Below are 20,757 nucleotides of genomic sequence, written 5' to 3' on the forward strand. Positions count from 1 at the left end.
AACGGCATACCCTCTGGGGCACAAGTGGTGGAGCGTTTTAATGGACGGATCAGCGAATTGCTCAAGCAAACCCGGTTTAGCTCCGCCGAGGAATTGGAGAAGACCTTGCTCAGCTACCTGGTTATCTATAATCATCATATTCCACAACGCGCCATCAACCATCAAACACCCATGCAAGCCGTCCAAAAATGGCAAGAAGATAAGCCTGAGTTGTTTGTTAAAAAGGTTTATGACCAGGCGGGACTTGACAGGCAATGGGTTTGTCGCTTTCATTGGCCAGCTTGACGGCTGACTCTCTAAATTCGGGGGTATAGGTTTTGGCTTTTTCTTGGCTCATATTAGGATCACACTCTTTTCGGGATATTTTAAATTGTGTGTCCGGTTTAGTGTAGCCACATCATGGGGTGTGCGGCAACATTCATAATGTTCTTCTTCATATACACCTCATTCATATACACCTCATCAGTAACCTGAAAACTCTTCCGTGCGGATGTTATCTTCATCGACGCCCGCTTCGCTCAACATATCACGCATCGCCTTTACCATCGGCGCTGGACCGTCTAGGTAAAAAATGGGTAGCGTCAGATCGTCGATGAACTTCAGCAGCATGGCTTTATTGATAAACCCGGTTTCGCCATGCCATTCGCGACTGGACTTTTCCATCTCGGCCATGGCGCCAATAAAGGTATAGTTTGGGTTAGTGGTGCGTGCTGTCGATAATTCGTCTAAAAATGCCGCGTCTTCCGGTCTTCGATTAGCATAAAAAACCAGGATTCGGTGCGGAACCTGATCATGAATGGCTTGCAACACAATGCTTCTTACCGGCGTAACGCCTATACCCCCGGTTAGAAAAACCGCCGGAACATCGACATTGTTATGCAAAGTGAACGAGCCATAAGGCCCATCCAGCATCACCTCGGTGCTGGGCTGCATTGTTTTTAATACCCGCTTGAACGCCGTGTCACGCATACGGGTCGCAAAAATAAGATCGTCTTCGTAAGGCGCGCTGGCGAACGAAAACGCTCGGGTATTGCCTTCGGCGTCTGTTTCAGCGGGATTTATCAACGTGAGATTGACGAATTGACCTGCATTGAAGGATAAACCCGTAGGCTTTTCAAAATGAAACGCCAAGGTTCCTTCTGCAATTTCGCGGTTGAATTTCAGTTTGACGGTGTATTTGGACATGACGAATTTCCCTTACTTTTGTTAAAAAAATGTGCAATATGGCCTCATGATCGCACTCCGGTTGAGCACAATGGACTGGGATCAAGCTAATTCCGATCTCAGTTATTTATTCCAGCTTTACACATTACTTCTTTTCTGTGAGATCACCCGCTGGAACAACGCCGTCGGAACGGCCTTTCAGATAACTATATAGATCATCAGCGCCATCGACCACCACTTTGTTACCTCTAAATGAATACATGATGCCGCGACCATCAATGAGGACCCGATGGAACTGCTCTCTGGTCATGGTTTTCATGCTGTGAAGTAAATTGGGATTGCTGACGTTGCCTTCCCCAGTTGATTCATGGCAGCTTCCACAAGCCTCCGTTCTGTAAATATTCCAGCCGTTGAAAACGGCTTTATCGACAACATTGTCGCCTTGGGCCGAAGCCGGTGGTTGTGCGAAAACCGGCTGATTTGTGAATAATGCAATGCCACAGATCATAGCGGCGGCGAGTATGGTTTTAAATTGGTTAAGAAATATTGTGTTCATTATTGCCTCACTTAAATCATCAGTTGAAATCCCACGTTACATGGCATCCGTGCCGATACCCGCACACGCTTTTACATGTGGCATCTATTCTTAACTTGCTGTTTAATCATCATGAGTTCACCCATTTCTATTGAAGCATCGGATAAAATGACCAAATGCCTACCATAAGCGCTAATCAGGACGACTGGCTGACATTGAACGCATCGGCATAGATATTCTTCATCGATGCACCCGCCAGAAAGGCTTGCCTCTTGGCTACCCGGACCATTTCTGGATGTCCGCAAAGAAACAGGCGCCAGTTCTTGAGATTGGGTATCTGCTGAAAAGCCACGTCATGGACTCGTCCTGCTGCAAAGCCATGAGGGGCATCCTCGCCGGAAAGGCAGGGCACATAATTAAAATTCGCATAGTGTCTGACCAGATCGCGCAACTCTCCGGTCAAATAAAGTCCGTTCAGGTCGCGGCTACCGTGAAACAAGTGGATAGGGCCGGTATGCCCCTGGCTGAGCGCATCGCGGATGATGCCGTAGAGCGGTGCCAGCCCGGAACCCGTGCCGATTAAAACCAGGCCTTGTTCGGCATTGCCCGGCGTGTAAAAACAATCGCCGCCGGGACCGCGAATCTCGACGGTTTCGCCAGGACGTAATTGCTCATGTATCCAGCCGCTGACCCGGCCCTGCGGCAGCAGACGGCGCACATGCAGATGCAGGTGATCGTCTTCATGCGGCACGCTGGCGAGCGAGTAACTGCGGCCAAGGGTTTGGTTTTGAAACAGGTTGATGAATTGCCCGGCCCGGTAACTGATGGGCGCATGGCATTCGAGCACGACCTGCATGATGTCTGCATTAAGCAATTGCAGGCTTTTGACGGTAGCATGGATAACCGCCTGAACATCATCGTCATCCGGTAACGCCACTTCAAGATCTTCGGCGGGATGACAAACACAAGCGAGGAAATAGTTCTGGAGCTTAAGGCTATCTTTCAAACCTTGTTGCGACAGTTCAGGCGGCGTACCGCCTGTCGCCCGCATCAAACAGGTCTGGCAGACCCCACTGCGGCAGGAAAAAGGTACGGGTACGCCGCGACGGGTCAAACAATCCAGAACCGATTGGTTTTGCTCCAGTTCAAAATTATTTTTTGCGTAACGAATAGTGACCATCGCGGCGACCCTGTTGACAAGATGAGTCGTTATCGGCCCAGCACGTCGTTGCGCGTGCTTTCGGCGATGGCGGCCACCTGGGCGATCAGTTCCTCTTTTACCCCCAATTCGCGCAAGGTCGCGCCAAGGTCTTCGATCACGGCATCGACATGCGAGTCGTTCAAGCCGCGCTCGACCAGATGAGCATGGCCTTGGCGCATATCCAGTCCGGTGTAATTGTGCGGACCACCGAAAGCCATGGTCAGGAAGGCTTTTTGTTTTGCAGCCTGAGTGTCCATATCCACGCCGTCAAAGAAGGCGCTGATGCGGTCATCACTCAACACTTTGCGGTAAAAAATATCGACGGCGGCATTAACAGCGGCTTCTCCGCCCAATTGCTCGTATAAAGATGCTTGTTGTGACATATTTTTCTCCAAATAACTAAAAAGGTGTTTAAAATACATCTTCAACTGACAACCATATATAGCAATCCTGGTTGGCAGTAACTATAAGCTGTATTTAGAATGTATCTTATTGTGCGATTATTTAATCGTCAAGCCCTATCTTTTAATTTTAAACCCCAAGCCCAATACCCGCTGACTTTAAAGGAATATTAACTATGCAGCTTACGCAATTCACAGACCTTTCACTACGCCTGCTGATTTATCTTGCCCGTTTGCCGGAACCGGGGTTGGCGACCATTGCAGAGATCGCCGACTATTATCAAATTTCCCGCAACCACTTGGTCAAAGTGGCCAATAGCCTGGCCAACCAAGGTTTCATCATCTCGACCCGCGGCAAAGGCGGCGGCATCCAGTTAGCCCGGCCTGCCTATACCATAGGCTTAGGCGAAGTGGTGCGCCAGACCGAGCTGAACATGAATCTGGTCGAGTGTTTCGATATTCGTAGTAACCAATGCCGCCTCATCCGCAACTGCTTCCTCAAGGCCACTTTATATGAGGCGCAGCGTGCATTTATGGCGGTGTTGGATAAATACACCCTGGCGGATGCGGCCAGTTTAGATGCGAGTACCGGTCAGCGAACATAAAATCAATATCATCGATAAGCGCTGGAATTTTTAGTGCTTACCGATTCAGGTGATTTACAACTCGACTCTAATGGAGCGTTTTTTTGAACCAGATTATCCATAATGATTTTTTGAGCCTGAGCTTGCGCATCCGCGAGTTCATCAATAAAGATGTCAGTTTCATATTCCTGGGTGGAGACTGTTGCCAGCGAAGCGCCCAATGGCTGCTTCGATTCCTTAACATAGATTGAGGTTATCGTGGAAAGTCCCGGGCGCAGGGGGTTTTTCAGTATCTCGTCTTTCCGCAAGGCAATACGCACGGGAACGCGTTCTACGATATGAATAAAATTTCCGGCGGCGTTATCCGGTGGCAATAAAGCAAAGACACTGCCGGTACCGGGCACTAACCCTTCTACCGTGCCATGATAAAGGTGGCTCTCGCCGTAGAGATCGACGGTAACCTCCGCCGCCTGGCCGGGCCGCACCCGCGCTATCTCGGTTTCCCGCAGGTTAGCCTCTACCCACAGGTGCTCCAAAGGCACGATTGTCATCAGCTGATCGCCGGGCTGAACCCGGTTTCCGACCTGGACCTTGCGCATAGACACATAGCCTGAAACGGGCGCATGGATTTGTTGCCGAGAATATTCAAGATAGGCGGCGATGAACCGATGCTTAGCCGCTTCTACGTCGGGATGCAGCGTTCTACTCGTGCCGCTCACTTTCGCTTCTATGGCTTTGAGTTCGGCCTCGGCTTCCCGCATCTCGGCTTCGAGGGCCATCATCTGATCTTCGGCATTTTGCACAAGCTGATCCGATACCGAGCCATTTGGAGCCGCCTGCCGTAAGCGGATCAGATCGTGGCGCACCCGGGCAAGCCGGGCCGAACGGGCAATCAGTTTCTGGCACATTTGCCGGTGCGTGGAAAAAACCGCGCCGATCTCGCGCACTACTTGCCCCAGCCCGCCCCGGCTCTGGCCTAAAGCGGTCTGCGCGCGATGCCCGTCGAGACGCACCAGCAAATCGCCCTTGTGCACATATTGGCTTTCCTCGACCAATACCTGGGTGACGATACCCGTTGCATCAGCCTCCACCGGAATAAGATTGCCCGTAACGAACGCATTATGGCTGACCACCCGGAAACGGCTGTAACGCCACCAATAACCGGTATAAGTTAAAGCGCCGGCAATCAGCACCAGCATAACTAACAGTAGATAGCGGTTGCGGCGGACGCGAATAGTCTTGGGATGGGTTTTCATAGGTCGTGATATTGGCAGTACCGGATTTTCAGTTTTTGCCCGGATTTCTGTTGGGTCATCTGAAGATTGTTTATGTGCCCACCTCCCAGGGTTGCCATTGAATCTACCATGGCAACCAACCGGACAGTTTTTGTTCGGGTTTCTGTTGGACAGTCTTGAGATTGTTCACATAGCCACCGCCCAAGGCTTCCATCAAATCCACCATGGCAACCAGTTGATCAGCGTTCAAAGTCTTCAAGGCATATTCTTGGTCCAGCACGGCATGTTCGTGCGCCAGCAAGGCCCGGCGATCGTCCAGGCCACTGCGAAACCGTTGTTGGGCGAGGCTCAGTTTCTCCTGCTGCGCAGACAGCAAACGACCGTGCGCTTCGAGTATGGAACGTGTCTCCCGCCAACGGCTCAGGCTATCGGCCACTTCCTGTACGGCATGTAACAAAGTGTCATTGTAAAGCTCCACGGCACCATCGTACTCCGCCCGTTGCGCCGATAATTCACCGCGTAGACGTCCGCCTTCGAATAGGGGGAGTCGTAGACCCGGGGCAATTCCGTAGGAGAAGCTGGAACCTGAAAATAGAATATTGGCCAGAGAGCTTGCCCCCTTCGTTAATCTGAGGGCATTCACGCCGGCAAATGCCGTCAGGTCGATGGTGGGCAGAAAACTGGCCTTGGCTACCTTGACACCTTGCGTCGCCGCCTCGGCCCGGTGCAGGGCGGAGGCGAGATCCGGGCGTTGGCTGAGCAACTCCAGTGGCAGCTTTGCAGGCAAGCGTATTCTTTCCGGGCTGATCATCGCGCCGGCGAACAGGTTTTGTGTCGAATCGGGTCCCTTACCGATCAACCGGGCCAGCAAATTCCGCTGAATATCCAATAGATCACGTAACCCCGCTTCGCGCTTATTGACCTGCTCTAGTTCAATCGACGCTTGTTTCACCTGATCGGCGGAATCCAGACCCAAGCGCAGCCGGGTTTCGTCCATAGTGAGCAAGTCGCGCCGTAATTCAACCATGGCATGGGCCAGAGCTAACTGCTGCCGCAACGCTATTCCTTTTATATAGGACCGCGTAATTGCGGTAGTCAATTGAAGCAGAACTTCGGCCAGTTCCGCTTTCTCGGCGGCTGCCTCGCCCAGAGCGGCATCCATTGCGGCGCGGTTTTTCCCCCAGAAATCAAATTCGTAGCGGAAGTTAAAGGGATTAACCTGGCCGAAGACGATATTCGCTCCCGCCGCTTCGTTATGGTTGAGCACGGCAAAAACACCATGCTCTGAAAGACGCGTGTTCTCAAATTCCATTTCTGCATCCAGAAACGGTAATAATCTCGCCCCCTCTACGCGCACCAGAGCCTGCGCCTGACGCAAGCGCGCGGCAGCCACTTTGAGGCCGATGTTATCCTTTAGGGCGATCGCCATCAGGCCGTTGAGTTCCGGGCTGCCGAATTCGCGCCACCAGCGTTCGTGCGGCCAATGTTCCGTCGTGGCCTGCGATTCTTCGTGGCCCGTATGGGGCGGGCTGTGTTCCATGGCTGGAGTTTTCATGAATTCGGCAGGTTTATCGCCTGGCGGTATCCAGGCGCAGCCGCCTATCAAGAGTATAAATCCGGCAGAGAACCCCAAAAGAAGCCATTGCTTTGGCGTGAATTGGCGCATCATGATTGCTCCTCCACGATCTCTTCCGCCTGCATATCCACCAGTTCTTCCTTCAGCGTTGGATGCAGCGGCTGATAGGTGGGATAAGCCAGCCATACCAATCCGGCCAAGCCGATGAACAGGTAGCTGGCCAGCAAAAAGGCGTCGTTCAGCGCCAGGATGGCGGCATGTTGTTTGATCAGGGTCAGGAGCTTGCCATTGACCAGGCTTTTATCGAGACCGGCAGCCTCCAACCGCGAAGAAAATCCTTGCAGCAAATCAAGGGAAGCGAATCGCCGCCCTCCGAAATGATCCGCCAAATCAAGCTGATGAAAGGGGGCACGCCGAAACAGCACGACGCCTTGCCAGGTGATGCCGAAGCCGCCGGCAACAATCCGCAGAAACCCCGCCTCTTCGGCCGCGCGTATCTGTTGATCGCCGGACAGTCCGTGCAGGGTCAATTGGGTCAGCGGCGTGAAAAACGAACCCACAAAAAAGCCGAGCAGCAACATGGGCCAAAAAATTTGCTCGAATGAGCCGGGATCATCGAACAGGCCTAGCCAGTAAAAGGTAAACGCGAAGCCAAGCAGATTAAGGCTGGCGAGCAGACGTGCGTCTATCCCTTTAGGTAGCTTGTGCATCAGCAAAGCGACCGGCACCGCCAGCAGGATCATGGGTAAGTAGTCCATGCCCGCCAAAAATGAAGAATACCCCAGCAGCACTTGAAGCTGGACAATAAATACGGAGAGCAGTCCCTGAATTGAAAAAAATCCCGCCGTGAGACAAATTACGCCTATGGTAAAATTACGGTGGGCGAAAACACGGATGTTGAACGCAGGGTGTTGTTCGTCGAACTCCCAGATAATAAAACAGGGCAACGCGACGATAAGAACTATCAGCAACCTTTGCAGCAAGGGCGAATCCAGCCAGTCAAAATCGTTACCCAGATTCAACATAGTCTGTAGGCTGCCGAGAACCAAAGCCAGGAGCACAAAACCGATGCCGTCGAAACGCGTGTGGCGGTGCTCGAATCCCCGCCCGGCCAGCAATGCGCCGGTAATTGCGGCGATAGCCAAGGCGAGGGGAATATTCAGATAAAACAGGTAGCGCCAGCCCAATTCGTCGGCGATCACGCCGCCTATCGGAAAGCTGACGGTAAAAGGCATCAGCGTGACCAGTCCCCAGATCCCTAAACTTAGCAGTTTCAGATGATCGGGGTACTCTTTCAACAACAGAGGCTGGCCAATAAAAAGCGTAATTCCACCTGAGAATCCGAGCAGAATGCGTGCGCCAACAAACAGCCATAAGGTTTGGCTGATCGCGCATAGATAAGAGGCAAAGGCATAAACGACAAACGCCGCGATAAACAAGCGATAATCGCCGAATCGGCCCGACAACCAGCGTGCGATAGGAAAGGCCAGCGCCAGGGCAATGATGAAATAGGTCTGGCCCCAGGTGCCAAAACTCGGCTTTACCCCGCCCAGATCGCCGGCAACATGAGGCAGTAGTGCAATATAGGAGCCTATGCCGAACAGCACGATGATATGTCCCAGACCGAGCACGATATTAAACAGAATGAAACGCCAGCCGCGCAGGCGTTTGGCGTAGGCGATGGTCATAAGATTCCGGTTTCCTGTTCAGTCACGCCACTGTTTGCCATGGCCTGCCGGCAAGTCATTGCAGCCGCCAGCCGATATCATTCAAGCCCTGCTTTAAAAGCTGCGAACTCATGTTTGCCACCAATTTTTTAAATGGCCCGCTGTCCCGGTTAAGTGGAACTTGCCCGCCATCCTCGACCGCAACAGTCCCGGCGCGTGTCCTTGCAATGACTTGCCGGGTGCGGGGATTAATCAGCTTCATCAGCACTTGTACTGAAGTTTGCCCTTCAAAAATCCTATAGTTTCCAAACCCCAGCTCTAATACCGCGTCGATTCCGGGATAGGTTTGATAATCGGCAGCCGTCATATCCTGTCCATACCATTTGACAATAGCATCATGCCAATGACTTAACTGGGCGTTGCGATCGGCGTCGGTCATGGGTAAACGGTAATAATCACGGCTCAAAACGGCTTTAATGTGGTTTTCGGTCAATTGCGCCAGCGCCTGCCTCGCCAAAACCAGCGTTGGTGTCCAGGCCTGTTCCAGCCCCGTGGCAATCGCCAAGACCGGCTGTGCTGGTTCACCCAGGATGGCAAACTCTTGTCCATCGTCGCTATCACTGACAAAACCGGCTATGGTGACACCCCCTGAAGTCCGGTAGAGTTTTGACGCTAACGGAAAATCGATAGCCATGTTTCGGTAATGACGATAGACCGGGATGCGATCCTCAATCGGATCGGGCGCAATTTCCAGCGGCGGCGATTCAACCGGCACCACCAGAATGCGGCTGAGTTTGCTGATTTCGGCAACGGAGGGTTTAATTGCGGGCGCCCAACAACCACTAACCAGCAAGGTCAGCGCAACAAAAATGCTTATATTAAAGCGGGAAGCCCAGTGAGATTGGTAACGTCTCGGTGCATGTGTGGCTGTTTCTGATGATGTTTGCATTGGCTTGAACTCCTCAAAACGTTAAGCATCGCTTCGGCGTAGATCAGCGATTTTTAGTGCAAACAATTGTAATAACCCAGTTAATGCAAGACAAACGAATTTTATTGGACATTAATATCGGTAAACCCGATACTAACCCAATGGATATTGATCAAATCAAAACGTTTTTAAGTGTCGCCGCCAACGGTAGCTTTTTGGAGGCCGCCAGCAGGTTGTATGTTACCCAGTCGACAGTAAGCACACGCATACAGCGACTGGAAGCGTATATGGGCGTCGCCTTATTTGTGCGCAATCGTTCCGGGGCCGCCTTAACGCTACCGGGGCGACGCTTTTTGCGTCACGCCAAATCATTGTTAGTCACCCTGGAACAGGCCCGGCACGACATCGGCTTACCCAGTCGCTATTGTGCCAGTATCACCATCGGTGCGCGTATTGCCTTATGGGAAGCCTTGTTACCGGAATGGATAGCCAGCATACGAACCCAAATACCGGATGTTTCCATACGCAGCGAAATTGGTTTTGAAGAAGATTTAATGCGCAGTCTCATCGAAGGTTCGATGGATATAGGTATGATGTACACGCCGCAACACAGTCCCGGATTACACGTTGAACATTTATTTGATGAAACCTTGGTATTGTTGACCACCGACCCTGAAAAACCTTGGCCTAACGACGATTACATTTATGTTGATTGGGGACCGGGATTCTACGCCCAGCACAGCAATAGCTATCCCAACCTGGAACGTCCGCCCCAGGTGGTCAATATCGGCTGGCTGGCTGTGCAATTAGTGATCAGCAATGGCGGATCCTGCTTTTTGCCAATTCGCATCGCTGCACCGCTGATAAAAGAGCATAAACTATTTCAGGTACCTAACAGCCCGCAATTCAAATTACCAGCCTATATGGTATCACCGCTTGATAGCGATTCGATCATATTGCACCGGGTACTTGATAACTTAAGGTCGTTAGCAGCGATTGAACTTAAAAAAACTATTGCCGACATCCTGCATAATTGGTCACTGTGAATCATCAGAAAATTCATGTCAATCAGCGTCGAATAATGTCCAGTAAGTTTGTAAGGTTATTCTGTTTTTAGCTCCTTTCTACGCTGCTTAAATCGATAGGAATCATCACCTGTTTCCAAAATATCACAATGGTGAGTGATCCGATCTAACAAGGCCGTTGTCATCTTGGCATCGCCAAAAACTTGCACCCATTCACCGAAGTTCAGGTTGGTAGTAATGATTAGAGAGGTTCTTTCATAGAGTTCTGATTAAGTGGAATAGCAAGGCACCACCCGACTCAGGGAACGGCAGATAACCCACAGATCGACAATAACTGCATCAACCTGTATCAGTCTGCGTACCGTGCTCCATAGCTGTAACAGCTCGCGTTTAAAAACGGTTGGGCTCGCATTTGACGTAGTTTTGGGCTCACTTTAAATGCAAATGAATTCAGTTCTCAGACAAATCCAGTCAATATAGTGGATTACCGCCTTCCGACTCTGATTGATCCATCTTGCCTTTGGTTTTATGCACTGCCCATGAGTAACGCCTGTCTTTAATCCATTAGCCGCCCCAACCTAACCAAGGCGCGCTCTACGTTTTCATCCCATTCGCAGGCGCAATTCAAGCGAATAAAGTTTCGATACTTCTGGGTCGCCGAAAAAATAGGCCCAGGGGCAATACTGATACCGACATCTACAGCTTTTTGCGTAAGTTTGATGGCATCTATTCTTTCAGGTAGTTCCACCCAAAGAACAAAACCGCCAGCCGGTTGAGTACAGCGAGTTTCGCCTGGAAAGTGGATGCTAATGGCGTTCATCATTCGTTCTACCCCGCGTACATATTGATTGCTAACTTGCCGTAGATAACGCTCGAAACCACCTTTTTCCAGAAGCTCCGCTATAGCCAATTGCGCGATAGTTGGCGTGGCCAGATTGGTGACGTATTTTAAATATTCAACTTTCTCGAAATAGCGTCCGGGGGCTATCCAACCGATGCGCAGTCCGCCCGACAGCGATTTAGAAAAAGATGAACAATGCAGCACTCGCCCATTAATATCCCAGGTCTTGGCAATTGAAGGCCGTTGCAGTCCAAAGCCTAAATCGCCGTAGACATCGTCTTCGATCAGTGCAATATCGAAGCGATCCGCCAAGCCGACCAATTCACGCTTGTGTTGGTCGCTCATGCAAAATCCGAGCGGATTACTGAAATTGGGTACCACGATGCAAGCACGTACCGGCCATTGTTCGCAAGCCAGCTGCAAGGCCTCCAACGAAATGCCATGACGCGGGTGAGTGGGAATCTCTATAGCTTTCAAATCCAAGGATTCGATAACTTGCAATAGACCGTAAAACGTCGGTGACTCTATTGCGATAATATCTCCAGGCTGAGCGACGGCGCGTAATGCCAGCGTGATAGCTTCCTGGCAACCGTTGGTTATCACGAGATCCGTTGGATTAGTCGGGCAACCATTTTCGGTCATGCGCCGGGCGATCTGCCGCCTCAATTCAAGACTGCCGGGCGGGAATTCGTAACCGGCCCCCCGGTTCCGATAGCGTCGTGAACAAGACGACAAACTTCGTTCCAACAATGCTATCGGTAGATATGACGGTGCAGGTACTGCGGCCCCAAGCTGTACCAGCATTGTATTGTTACTGGCTTTGGCGAGACTCAATACCAATGCTTGACCTGTCACCGGCATCGGCTGGCAAACTGGTTGCGATACAGTGGGTTCTAGTAATGTTGAACGCAGTCGGCAGCGAACGTAATAGCCGGATCGTTGTCGAGCCTCGATAATGCCCTGATCTTCCAGTTTGTGCAAAGCCGAGATCACCGTCGCAATACTGACCCTTTGCTGTTCGCTGATTTTTCGTACTGACGGCAAACGTTCGCCTTGGCGATAAATTCCCTGTTCAATAGCCCTTAACAACAATTCGGCGATGGTTTCATAGAGTAGCATCATGGGTTTACCTGTACAAATAGCGGTTATAGGAACAGGTACAAGTAAGTGTTGACTAAAATTGTACTGGTCAAATAAATTATTTTTGATTCTGTATCTATACAAGCCTAGTTAGATAAGATGCTCATGTCAATGGCGATGATTCCTCGTTGTCAATATTGTCATTTTAACAAGTTATTGGTGTCTTACTCTCGACCAAGGAATATCATGAGCATCGTTTTGAATAACACTAAAAGTCTGGCTTTTGGTTTTCTGGGCATATTGGGTTTTAGCTTGACTTTACCTGCTACCCGTCTGGCAGTTGTCGATCTCGATCCGACTTTTGTTGGATTGGGCCGTGGCATTGTCGCTGCTGGATTTGCGGCTGTCGGACTTATCATCGCTAGATCTTCATTTCCGAATCGACGACAGTGGTTCAGGTTGGCCGCCACTGCTATGGGGGTTGTTATTGGATTTCCGCTGTTATCAGCCATGGCGATGGAAACAGTTCCGGCATCGCATGGTGCCGTGATTGTGGGGCTTACTCCGTTGACGACGGCCTTGTTCGGCGTCTGGCTTGCCCGTGAGCGACCATCTCCTCTGTATTGGGCGGCAACCATAATCGGCTCAGCTGTGATAACTACCTTTGCGCTCGTCACAGGTGCCGGTTCTCTGCAAATCGCAGATATGCTGTTATTGGGTGCGATTGTATCCGTCGGATTCGGTTATGCAGAAGGCGCACGCTTATCCAAAGAACTGGGGGCCTGGCAAACCATTAGTTGGGCGTTACTGGTCTCTGTGCCAGCACTACTATATCCGGTTATTCTTACCGCGCCGACAAACCTAGACGCAGTCAGCGGGATGAGTTTGCTGGGATTCGGCTACGTCAGCGTAGTCAGTATGTATTTGGCATTTTTTGCGTGGTACAAGGGCCTGGCAATGGGTGGCATTGCCCGCATTGGTCAACTTCAACTCCTGCAACCATTTATTACGATGATTGCGGCATCCCAAATACTGCATGAAGTTCTCCAAATCTCACAGATTATCGTTGCAATTTTTGTGCTGGGTTGCGTAATCGTCGCTAGACGGTCTTTGTCCACTCTTTGATAAATGCAAATAGCCGTTATGTAATACTGAACAAAAATGAATTCATGCGCATTTCTATGTAAAACCATTCTCTCGTATAGGCATACCCAATGAGTCGTTTTATTGAGACACTTTATTTGTCTCAATAGGGGTGTTTTGCCAATTTTGGCATGGTATTGTCTGAAGCTCTAAAGTCTAATGGGACACTATTGATTTATGGCACTCTACGGATATGCTCGCGTTTCCACTAACGCTCAAGACTTTACCCTGCAAGAACAAGCACTACGCGCTGCCGGCTGTGAAGTCATCAGGGCGGAGAAAGTGACCGGCACCAGCCGGACGGGTCGGACTGAACTTCAGGTGCTGCTGGATTTTCTACGGTGCGGGGATACGCTGGTCGTTACTCGAATCGACCGTCTCGCGCGTAGCATAAAAGATCTTCAAGACATCGTATTCACCCTGAAGGAACAGGGCGTCACTCTCAAGGCGATAGAGCAACCTATCGACACACGCAGTGCCGCAGGTAAAGCTTTCCTGGACATGCTGGGCGTGTTTGCCGAATTTGAAACCAATCTTCGGCGTGAACGTCAGACTGAAGGTATCGCGGCCGCAAAGTCGCGTGGCGTCTATCGTGGACGCAAGCCATCGGTCGATACCGCAGAAATTCTGCGTCTCCGTCTCGAAGATAAGCTGGGCGCAACGGCAATTGCGCGGCGGCTGGGTGTCGGTCGAGCTACAGTGTATCGCGCACTGGCCAACTGTGAACAACAAGCATAAGCTCATTCCCGTTGATTCATTACTGCAATTGCGGCAGCGGCTTGATCGCTTGCCCCCGAAAAGTCCGGAACGAGCTACTCAGGTTGCGGCGGTAGCCGGACTTACGGTGTCTCTATAACAACCGTCTATCGGGCGCTTCAAGCCTTCCGAAAACCGCATGCCGCCCATCGTGCCGACCACGGCAAGCCGCGGCTATTGCCACAAGCTGAATTGGAGCGCTACTGTGAACTGATTGCGGCGCTGAAGCTGCGCACCACCAACAAGCAAGGTCGCCACCTGTCCACCAGGCGGGCCATTCAACTGATGGAAGACTACGGCGTGGAAACCGCACAGGGTTTAGTCAAAGTACCCAAGGGGTTATTGCGCCGTCCGACTGTCAACCGCTACCTGTCTTTATTGCGACTGGATCAACCTCGGCTGTTACGCGAACCGCCAGCCGTTCGATTCCAGGCTGAGCAAAGCAACGACTGCTGGCACAAGATATGTCACCATCCGACCTTAAACACATCGACAAACCTGAATGGATCGATCCATCAAAGGGACAACCGACCTTGATGTTGTTTAGTGTGGTGGATGATCGTAGTGGTGTGTGCTATCAGGAATACCGGTGCGTGTATGGCGAAGATGCAGAGTCCGCGCTACGCTTTCTCTTCAATGCAATGGCAGCCAAAGCTGATACCAGCTTCCCGTTTCAGGGGCGGCCCAAGATGATTTATCTGGATAATGGGCCGGTAGCCAAAAGCATGGTGTTCCAAAATGTGATGCAGGCCCTCGGCATTGAATGGCAAACCCACCTGCCGGCTGGCAAAGATGGAACCCGCACAACGGCCCGCTCAAAAGGTAAGGTCGAACGTCCCTTTCGAACAGTGAAAGAGGCGCATGAAACGCTCTACCATTTCCACAAGCCGGAAACCGAGCAGCAGGCCAATGAGTGGCTGATGCGCTACCTGCTGAGTTACAACGATCAGGATCACCGTTCCGATAAACATTCCCGTTTGACGGATTGGCTGACCCACTTACCAGCAGATGGTTTACGCGACATGTGTACCTGGGAGCAGTTCTGCCGCTTTGCGCGTGAACCGGAATCGCGCAAAGTGGGCGTTGATGCGCGGATTACGGTTGCCGGCACGGTTTACGAGGTGGAACCCGACATGGCAGGGGAATCCGTTGTTTTACTGTGGGGCTTATTCGACGATCAAATGGTTGTTGAGTTCGACGGCGAAAAGTTTGGGCCTTACTATCCCGTGTCCGGCCCTATCCCGCTGCATCGGTACCGCGCATTCAAACGCGGTAAAGCCGGAGAACGTGCAGATCGAATTCGGGCATTAGCCGATCAACTGGGCCTGCCTATTTCGGCGCTGTCCGGCGATGATGTGCGCCTGGCGCCGTCGGCGGTAGCTGTGGAGGTGCAAAAACAGCCCTTTGATGCCCAGATACAGGAATATCAGTTTCCCAATACGATTGCCGCCAAGTTGGCCATTGCTGACGACCTAGCCAAACCGTTAGCAAAACTTTCGGTATCTGAACGCGCTTTCATCGACCAGATTCTAGCCGACACCCTGACACGTAGCGTTGTGCTGTCACGGGTGCGTAGCTACTTCCGTGACCCAAAAAGAGGAGAAGAACATGCGGGTTGACGTGATGCAGCATTACGGACTGACACAGCCATTCAGTCAGACCGGATATTTCGAAACAGAGCTACACAAGCAGCTGCTCAAGGACATCAAGGGGGCAATCCAGGAAGGTCGGCTCATTGCTTGTGTGCGGAGTTGTTGGTAGCGGCAAGACTGTGACCATGCGACGTTTACAGCAGCAATTGAAGGAAGAAAAAACAAAATGGTAGTCCTGCAATCGGAATGATTTGTAAAAGTCAAGCCTACCGATTTATTGGGTCGAATGCCCGTACTTCAAGGCGTACAGCCATCGCAATATTTTATTGACAAATCTATTATCATTCCGATTGCAGGACTACCCGTTTTTTCAAAGAAAAAATAGATTGGTCAAAGTTGCGTTGGCAACTGATAAAACAACACGCACAGGGAGTTAAAGGGACATGGTTGCTGATTGGTGACGAGGTCATGGTGACAAAATCAGGGAAAGAAACGCATGGTCTGGGGATTTTTTTCATCCATTTACAACAAGGCGCTCCCTGGCCTGTGCTTTTTAGACCTGTCATTGCTCCATGTTGAAGCGCATGCGGCTTACCCTTTAATCACAGAACAGTTGGTGCGGAGGGACGCTCAAGACAGCACGCCCAAAGCCGTCAAGGCGAAGAACCAAGCCGTGGGCAGGCCCAAAGGCAGCCTTAACAAAAACAGAAAGGATGTGGCGCTGTCACCTTTCCAAACCCAGTTGCAAGCTTGTATCCGTTCGGCTCTAACACGGATAGGGCCGGATTTGGGCATCGTTTATTTCGTGTACGATGGCGTCTTGGGAAACAATGCCGGCTTACAAGCGGTTAAACAAACAGGGCTGCACCTGATTTGTAAGCTGCGCCATGATTCAACGCTTGTGTTCCCTACGCGGGCGAGTATCCGAGCAGGGGAAGCCGCGTAAATATGGCGAAAAACTGACACTGGAAACGCTGATGGCCGACCATCTAAAAACAGGGGCGGTGGAAAAAAACATCCGAACCTGTGTTTACCAGGTGCAGGTTTGGCACAAGAACTTCCCAGAATTGCTGAATGTCGCCGTCATTGTAAAAACCAACCTGAAAACAGGCAGAACCGCGAAGGTGTTGTTGTTTAGTGATGACCTAAACCTGTCCAGTGAAACGTTGATTGATTATTACTCGTTGCGTTTTCAAATAGAGTTTAACTTTCGCGATACCCTCCGGGGCATAAATGCCAAACAATATTGGGGGGTGGAAGATTTTATGAATGTCAAAGAAACGCAAGTCAACAATGCCGCTAACTTTCCCCTCTTTATGGTGACCTTTTCGCAGCTATTGTCAGCCAAAATCGAGGGCGTAAACAGGGGGAGCATGCTGGATTTAAAAACCGTTTTCAGGGCGCGAAAATACACGCGTCGGATTATCAATTCACCCGGCAAAAATGCAGAGGAGTTTTATATTGATGATAGAATTTTCCAAGCCGCAGAAATCGGTAGGATTCATGCGAAAACAGCATGATTTTTGGCGAAGGTATTGATAATGGCAATCGTTTTTATGATAAACGACTGAATTGCTGCACTATGTCTTTTAATGTTGGATTCATGCTTGCCAATGTTGTTGCTTGGCGTCAACATGGGATCATACAATTCATTGCCGTCCCGTTTCCCGTATGTTATGTTTAACCAACCTTTAATCTGAGGCTTAAAAAAATTGTGATGACAGCGTTGTACGCCAAAAGAAACCGCCCTTACCTGCACATACTGGTGTTTGTGTTGCTGGTGAGCTGGATTTCTTTGACCATTTCGGCAACCTGTACCATGCCCATGCCTTCGGTAGTGACGGCAATGTCCGGGCACATGCCAGGATGTCCCGAGTCCGTTGCCTCTGAAAACTCCACGAAGGACATGTACGATTGTGCCTTAAAGCCTTGCCTTGATTCACAGGACAATTCACCTAGCTATCTGACCCGTATTGCCCAACCGGATTTGCCGGTTTTTATTCTGAGCTTGATAGGAACGTTTTTGTTCTTATACCTCAACTATCCTCCCACGAAAGTTCCCCATCAACCTGACCACCCACCGTCCTATCGACGAATCCGGCTTATCTACTGGTTCTGCACCCTGTTGAACTAGCCAATACCCCAAAATCGAAATGCGCCGCACCACTAACTGGTTTGGCGTGCTGTGGTTCTGCGACTTGCGGAGCCTGTTTGTTCCGATTTTAGAGGCATACCATGTATTTTATTATTTCTACGCGGCGGCTGCGCCGCGCAACGCCAGCGTGGGCGGCGGTAACGATTGGGCTGGCACTCTTGTCGCCCGGCTTCGTTTTTCATAGTTCAACTGGCACCATGTGTGTGGCTTGGACTTCAGCACTAGCCGAAACCCAACCCGCCGACCCCATCCTGACACTCGACTTGGCGATAGCACGCGCCCTGGCGGGGAATCCTGGCCTGGCGGAAATAAAGGCACGCGCCGAGGCGATGGCCGCCGTCCCGGCACAAGCCGGCGCCTTGCCTGACCCGACAGTCAGTTTTGAAATGTTGAACGTGCCGACTAATAGTTTCGATTTGCGTAAAGAAGACATGACCATGCTGGGCGTGGGCATTAGCCAGACCCTCCCTTTTCCTGGCAAGCTGGCTTTGCGGGAAAAGATTGCCGATCAGGAAGCCCTTGCCGTCGCCGATTCGGTTGATGAAGCACGGCTGCGGCTGGCAAGCGAGGTAAAACAGGGCTGGTGGCGGCTGTTTTATTATGACCGCGCAGTAAATTTGCTGGATGAGGCCGAACGTTTTTATCGGCAGCTCATAGCCATCGCCCAGACCAAATATCAATTCGGCAAAGGTTCGCAACAGGATGTGCTGTTGGCACAGCTAGAACTGTCCAATCTGAAGAACGAAAAACTGGAACTGGTCAGCCTGCGTCACCGCCAAGATGCCCGCCTCAATGCCTTACTCGACCGTACGCCGGAAACGTCCGTGCGGATTCCCGCCGAGGCTGAATTCAAACTGCCCGTTATTGCCGAATCCGCCTTACAGGACAAAGCCTTAAAAATGCGCCCGTTGTTCGCCCAGCACCGCAAAATGCTGGATGCCGCACTTTCCAAGGTCGAGCTGGCGAAACAGGATTTCTACCCGGACTTTACCGTCGGCGCGGGTTATGCGGTTCGGCAAAACACCGAGGCCGGACAGTCGCGCAGTGATTTCGCCAGTGTTCAACTGAGCATGAATGTGCCGATTTATGCCGACCGTAAACAAGCTAAAGCGGTAGCCCAACGTCAGGGTGAACTCTTGCAGGAGCAGTATTCCTTGCAGGACGAACATCATAAAATCCAATCGGAAATAGCGTCTAAAACTGCCGAGTACCAACATGCCAAAGAAAAGCTGTTGCTGCTCGAACATGAAATCATCCCGCAAGCCCAACAAGCCGTCAATTCCCTGCTCGCTGGCTATCAAGTCAGCCAGACCAGCTTTACTGACCTGTTACGTACGCAACTGGCGTTTTTCCAATACCAAACACAATATTGGCAAGCCTTGACCAGCACTCAACAATTGTTAGCCGAACTGTCCGCCGAAGTGGGCGAGGAACTGGGCCATGACTAGATATTTGCAATTCCTATTGATTTTGCTACTGGGTTTGGGATTAGGGTTCTGGGTGGCGCATCTTGACGTGACAAAGACCGACAGTAACACCAGAGGTGAAAAAAAGCCCTTGTATTACCGCCATCCGATGAATCCCCAAGTCACTTCGACTACACCCACCAAAGATGAAATGGGCATGGATTATGTGGCGGTTTTTGCAGAACCGCCAGCGACAGCCGAACCCTCGCCAAAATCCGGAAAAATCCTGTATTACCGTCATCCGATGGGTGCAGCCGACACCTCGCCCGTACCGAAAAAAGACGAAATGGGCATGGACTACCTGCCCGTTTATGAAGGCGGACAGTCGCCCCTAGGACAAATCCAGATCAGCCCGGAAAAAATCCAGAAGCTAGGTGTCACCACGGCAACCGTCAGCAAGCGTTTGTTAATCCGCAACATACGTGCACTGGGTAGCATCCAAGTCGACGAACGTCGTGTCCACGCCGTAACGTCTAAGTTTGAAGGCTGGATACAACGTTTGACAGTTAATGCGACCGGGCAGGCTGTCAAACGCGGCCAGCCGCTGCTGGAAATTTACAGCCCTGAGCTGATGACCGCCCAGCAGGAATACCTGATTGCCCAAGAAGGGCAGCAAGCCCTGCAACAGGCCAGCACCCAAGCCCGCGACACGGCGGCGCGGCTGGCTGAAAATGCCTTGCGACGCTTGCATTATTGGGACATTGCCACCGCACAGATACGGCGTTTACAAAGCACAGGGAAACCGCTGGAGACACTGCCGCTGCTATCACCTGTCAATGGCGTGGTGCTGGAAAAACCAGCGGTGGAAGGGATGCGCTTTATGCCCGGCGAATTGCTGTTCCGCATCGCCGATTTGAGTATGGTATGGCTACTCGCGGAAGTGTTTGAGCAGGATAGTGCCGGCATAAAGCCAGGGCAGACTGTGCAGGTACATATCAACGCTTACCCGGAAAAACGCTTCAACGGCAAGGTGGGCTTCATCTACCCGACCTTGGCGACGGAAACCCGCACGGTCAAAGTACGGGTTGAATTGGCTAACACTGATGGGTTACTGAAACCCGGACTGTACGGCAGCGTGACACTGGCAACCCAGACTGGCAGCGATGCACGTCTGGCAATTCCTGATTCCGCCGTGATTGACAGCGGTATCCGGCAAGTTGTTTTGTTACAAAAAGGTGAAGGATCATTCGAGCCGCGCACAGTAAAACTGGGACAAAAAGCGGACGGCTACTACGAAGTGCTGGAGGGCTTGGCTACTGGTGATGAAGTCGTGACCCGCGCTCTGTTCCTGATCGACGCCGAAAGCAACCTCAAGTCGGCTTTGGACAGCTTTAGTAAAGAGGCGGTTACCGATGTCCAAGCCCCTGCCGAAGCGGCACCGGAACAACACCAACACGAGGGCCACTAG

The 20,757-nt window shown here is 51.3% G+C and carries 19 protein-coding genes and 2 pseudogenes; 10 read left to right on the top strand and 11 right to left on the bottom strand.

What is annotated here, in order from left to right; all coding sequences use genetic code 11:
* Positions 1-285, top strand: a 285-nt coding sequence (locus PHH59_RS02295) for an integrase core domain-containing protein (protein WP_300010602.1), incomplete at its 5' end; no start/stop codon positions are given.
* A gap of 177 nt (positions 286-462) precedes the next feature.
* On the opposite strand, the gene PHH59_RS02300 is transcribed toward PHH59_RS02295, so the two are convergent.
* From PHH59_RS02300 to PHH59_RS02315, 4 genes are all read right to left on the bottom strand, one after another.
* Positions 463-1,185: a ferredoxin--NADP reductase gene (locus PHH59_RS02300; RefSeq protein ID WP_300010605.1), complete on the bottom strand. Its 723-nt coding sequence runs from the start codon at positions 1,183-1,185 to the stop codon at positions 463-465.
* A gap of 124 nt (positions 1,186-1,309) precedes the next feature.
* Complete coding sequence (locus tag PHH59_RS02305) at positions 1,310-1,720, bottom strand: cytochrome c (RefSeq protein WP_300010608.1); 411 nt, start codon at positions 1,718-1,720, stop codon at positions 1,310-1,312.
* A 175-nt stretch (positions 1,721-1,895) separates the two neighbouring features.
* Positions 1,896-2,879, bottom strand: a complete 984-nt coding sequence (locus PHH59_RS02310) for a 2Fe-2S iron-sulfur cluster-binding protein (RefSeq protein WP_300010611.1) — start codon at positions 2,877-2,879, stop codon at positions 1,896-1,898.
* A gap of 29 nt (positions 2,880-2,908) precedes the next feature.
* A complete protein-coding gene (locus PHH59_RS02315) occupies positions 2,909-3,283 on the bottom strand; it encodes a group 1 truncated hemoglobin (RefSeq protein ID WP_300010614.1) in 375 nt (124 codons plus the stop codon).
* 194 nt (positions 3,284-3,477) lie between these two features.
* Between PHH59_RS02315 and PHH59_RS02320 the strand changes: the two genes are divergently transcribed.
* Entirely contained in the window at positions 3,478-3,906 is a 429-nt protein-coding gene (locus tag PHH59_RS02320) for an Rrf2 family transcriptional regulator (protein ID WP_300010617.1), read from the top strand.
* 8 nt (positions 3,907-3,914) lie between these two features.
* On the opposite strand, the gene PHH59_RS02325 is transcribed toward PHH59_RS02320, so the two are convergent.
* From PHH59_RS02325 to PHH59_RS02340, 4 genes are all read right to left on the bottom strand, one after another.
* Positions 3,915-5,141 (bottom strand): HlyD family secretion protein, encoded by a 1,227-nt coding sequence (locus tag PHH59_RS02325; RefSeq protein ID WP_300010619.1) that lies wholly within the window; start codon positions 5,139-5,141, stop codon positions 3,915-3,917.
* A gap of 103 nt (positions 5,142-5,244) precedes the next feature.
* Entirely contained in the window at positions 5,245-6,789 is a 1,545-nt protein-coding gene (locus PHH59_RS02330) for an efflux transporter outer membrane subunit (protein ID WP_300010622.1), read from the bottom strand.
* The gene (locus tag PHH59_RS02335) at positions 6,786-8,384 is read right to left on the bottom strand and encodes a DHA2 family efflux MFS transporter permease subunit (RefSeq protein ID WP_300010625.1); all 1,599 of its coding nucleotides are present in this window, start codon (positions 8,382-8,384) and stop codon (positions 6,786-6,788) included. Before PHH59_RS02335 ends, PHH59_RS02330 begins: the two co-directional genes overlap by 4 nt.
* Positions 8,385-8,439: 55 nt before the next feature.
* Positions 8,440-9,312 carry a hypothetical protein gene (locus PHH59_RS02340; RefSeq protein ID WP_300010628.1) on the bottom strand — a complete coding sequence of 291 codons (873 nt, stop codon included), beginning with the start codon at positions 9,310-9,312 and terminating at the stop codon, positions 8,440-8,442.
* A gap of 83 nt (positions 9,313-9,395) precedes the next feature.
* Here PHH59_RS02340 and PHH59_RS02345 point away from each other — a divergent pair, with 83 nt between their 5' ends.
* Positions 9,396-10,337 (top strand): LysR family transcriptional regulator, encoded by a 942-nt coding sequence (locus tag PHH59_RS02345; RefSeq protein ID WP_300010631.1) that lies wholly within the window; start codon positions 9,396-9,398, stop codon positions 10,335-10,337.
* A 56-nt stretch (positions 10,338-10,393) separates the two neighbouring features.
* Here the strand turns inward: PHH59_RS02345 and PHH59_RS02350 are convergent.
* Both PHH59_RS02350 and PHH59_RS02355 read right to left on the bottom strand, forming a co-directional pair.
* A pseudogene (locus PHH59_RS02350) lies at positions 10,394-10,637 on the bottom strand (ATP-binding protein); the annotation flags it as partial.
* A gap of 235 nt (positions 10,638-10,872) precedes the next feature.
* Positions 10,873-12,279, bottom strand: coding sequence for a PLP-dependent aminotransferase family protein (locus PHH59_RS02355; protein ID WP_300010634.1), 1,407 nt, complete (start codon positions 12,277-12,279; stop codon positions 10,873-10,875).
* A gap of 204 nt (positions 12,280-12,483) precedes the next feature.
* Here PHH59_RS02355 and PHH59_RS02360 point away from each other — a divergent pair, with 204 nt between their 5' ends.
* From PHH59_RS02360 to PHH59_RS02380, 5 genes and pseudogenes are all read left to right on the top strand, one after another.
* Complete coding sequence (locus tag PHH59_RS02360) at positions 12,484-13,362, top strand: DMT family transporter (protein WP_300010637.1); 879 nt, start codon at positions 12,484-12,486, stop codon at positions 13,360-13,362.
* Between the two features lie 195 nt (positions 13,363-13,557).
* Positions 13,558-14,118: a recombinase family protein gene (locus PHH59_RS02365; RefSeq protein WP_300010640.1), complete on the top strand. Its 561-nt coding sequence runs from the start codon at positions 13,558-13,560 to the stop codon at positions 14,116-14,118.
* A 4-nt stretch (positions 14,119-14,122) separates the two neighbouring features.
* Positions 14,123-15,755 (top strand): annotated as a pseudogene (locus PHH59_RS02370) (IS481 family transposase).
* Between the two features lie 469 nt (positions 15,756-16,224).
* On the top strand, positions 16,225-16,674 hold the full coding sequence (locus PHH59_RS02375; protein WP_300010644.1) for a transposase: 450 nt from the start codon (positions 16,225-16,227) through the stop codon (positions 16,672-16,674).
* Positions 16,675-16,732: 58 nt separating this feature from the next.
* On the top strand, positions 16,733-17,248 hold the full coding sequence (locus PHH59_RS02380) for a hypothetical protein (RefSeq protein ID WP_300010647.1): 516 nt from the start codon (positions 16,733-16,735) through the stop codon (positions 17,246-17,248).
* A 229-nt stretch (positions 17,249-17,477) separates the two neighbouring features.
* On the opposite strand, the gene PHH59_RS02385 is transcribed toward PHH59_RS02380, so the two are convergent.
* On the bottom strand, positions 17,478-17,636 hold the full coding sequence (locus PHH59_RS02385; protein ID WP_300010649.1) for a hypothetical protein: 159 nt from the start codon (positions 17,634-17,636) through the stop codon (positions 17,478-17,480).
* A 327-nt stretch (positions 17,637-17,963) separates the two neighbouring features.
* Here PHH59_RS02385 and PHH59_RS02390 point away from each other — a divergent pair, with 327 nt between their 5' ends.
* Together PHH59_RS02390 and PHH59_RS02395 are read left to right on the top strand one after the other, a co-directional pair.
* Entirely contained in the window at positions 17,964-19,331 is a 1,368-nt protein-coding gene (locus PHH59_RS02390) for a TolC family protein (RefSeq protein ID WP_300010652.1), read from the top strand.
* Complete coding sequence (locus tag PHH59_RS02395) at positions 19,324-20,757, top strand: efflux RND transporter periplasmic adaptor subunit (RefSeq protein ID WP_300010655.1); 1,434 nt, start codon at positions 19,324-19,326, stop codon at positions 20,755-20,757. The genes PHH59_RS02390 and PHH59_RS02395 overlap by 8 nt, the downstream gene beginning before the upstream one ends.

Origin of the sequence: Methylovulum sp. (assembly GCF_028687615.1) — a bacterium.
Classification (GTDB): domain Bacteria; phylum Pseudomonadota; class Gammaproteobacteria; order Methylococcales; family Methylomonadaceae; genus Methylovulum.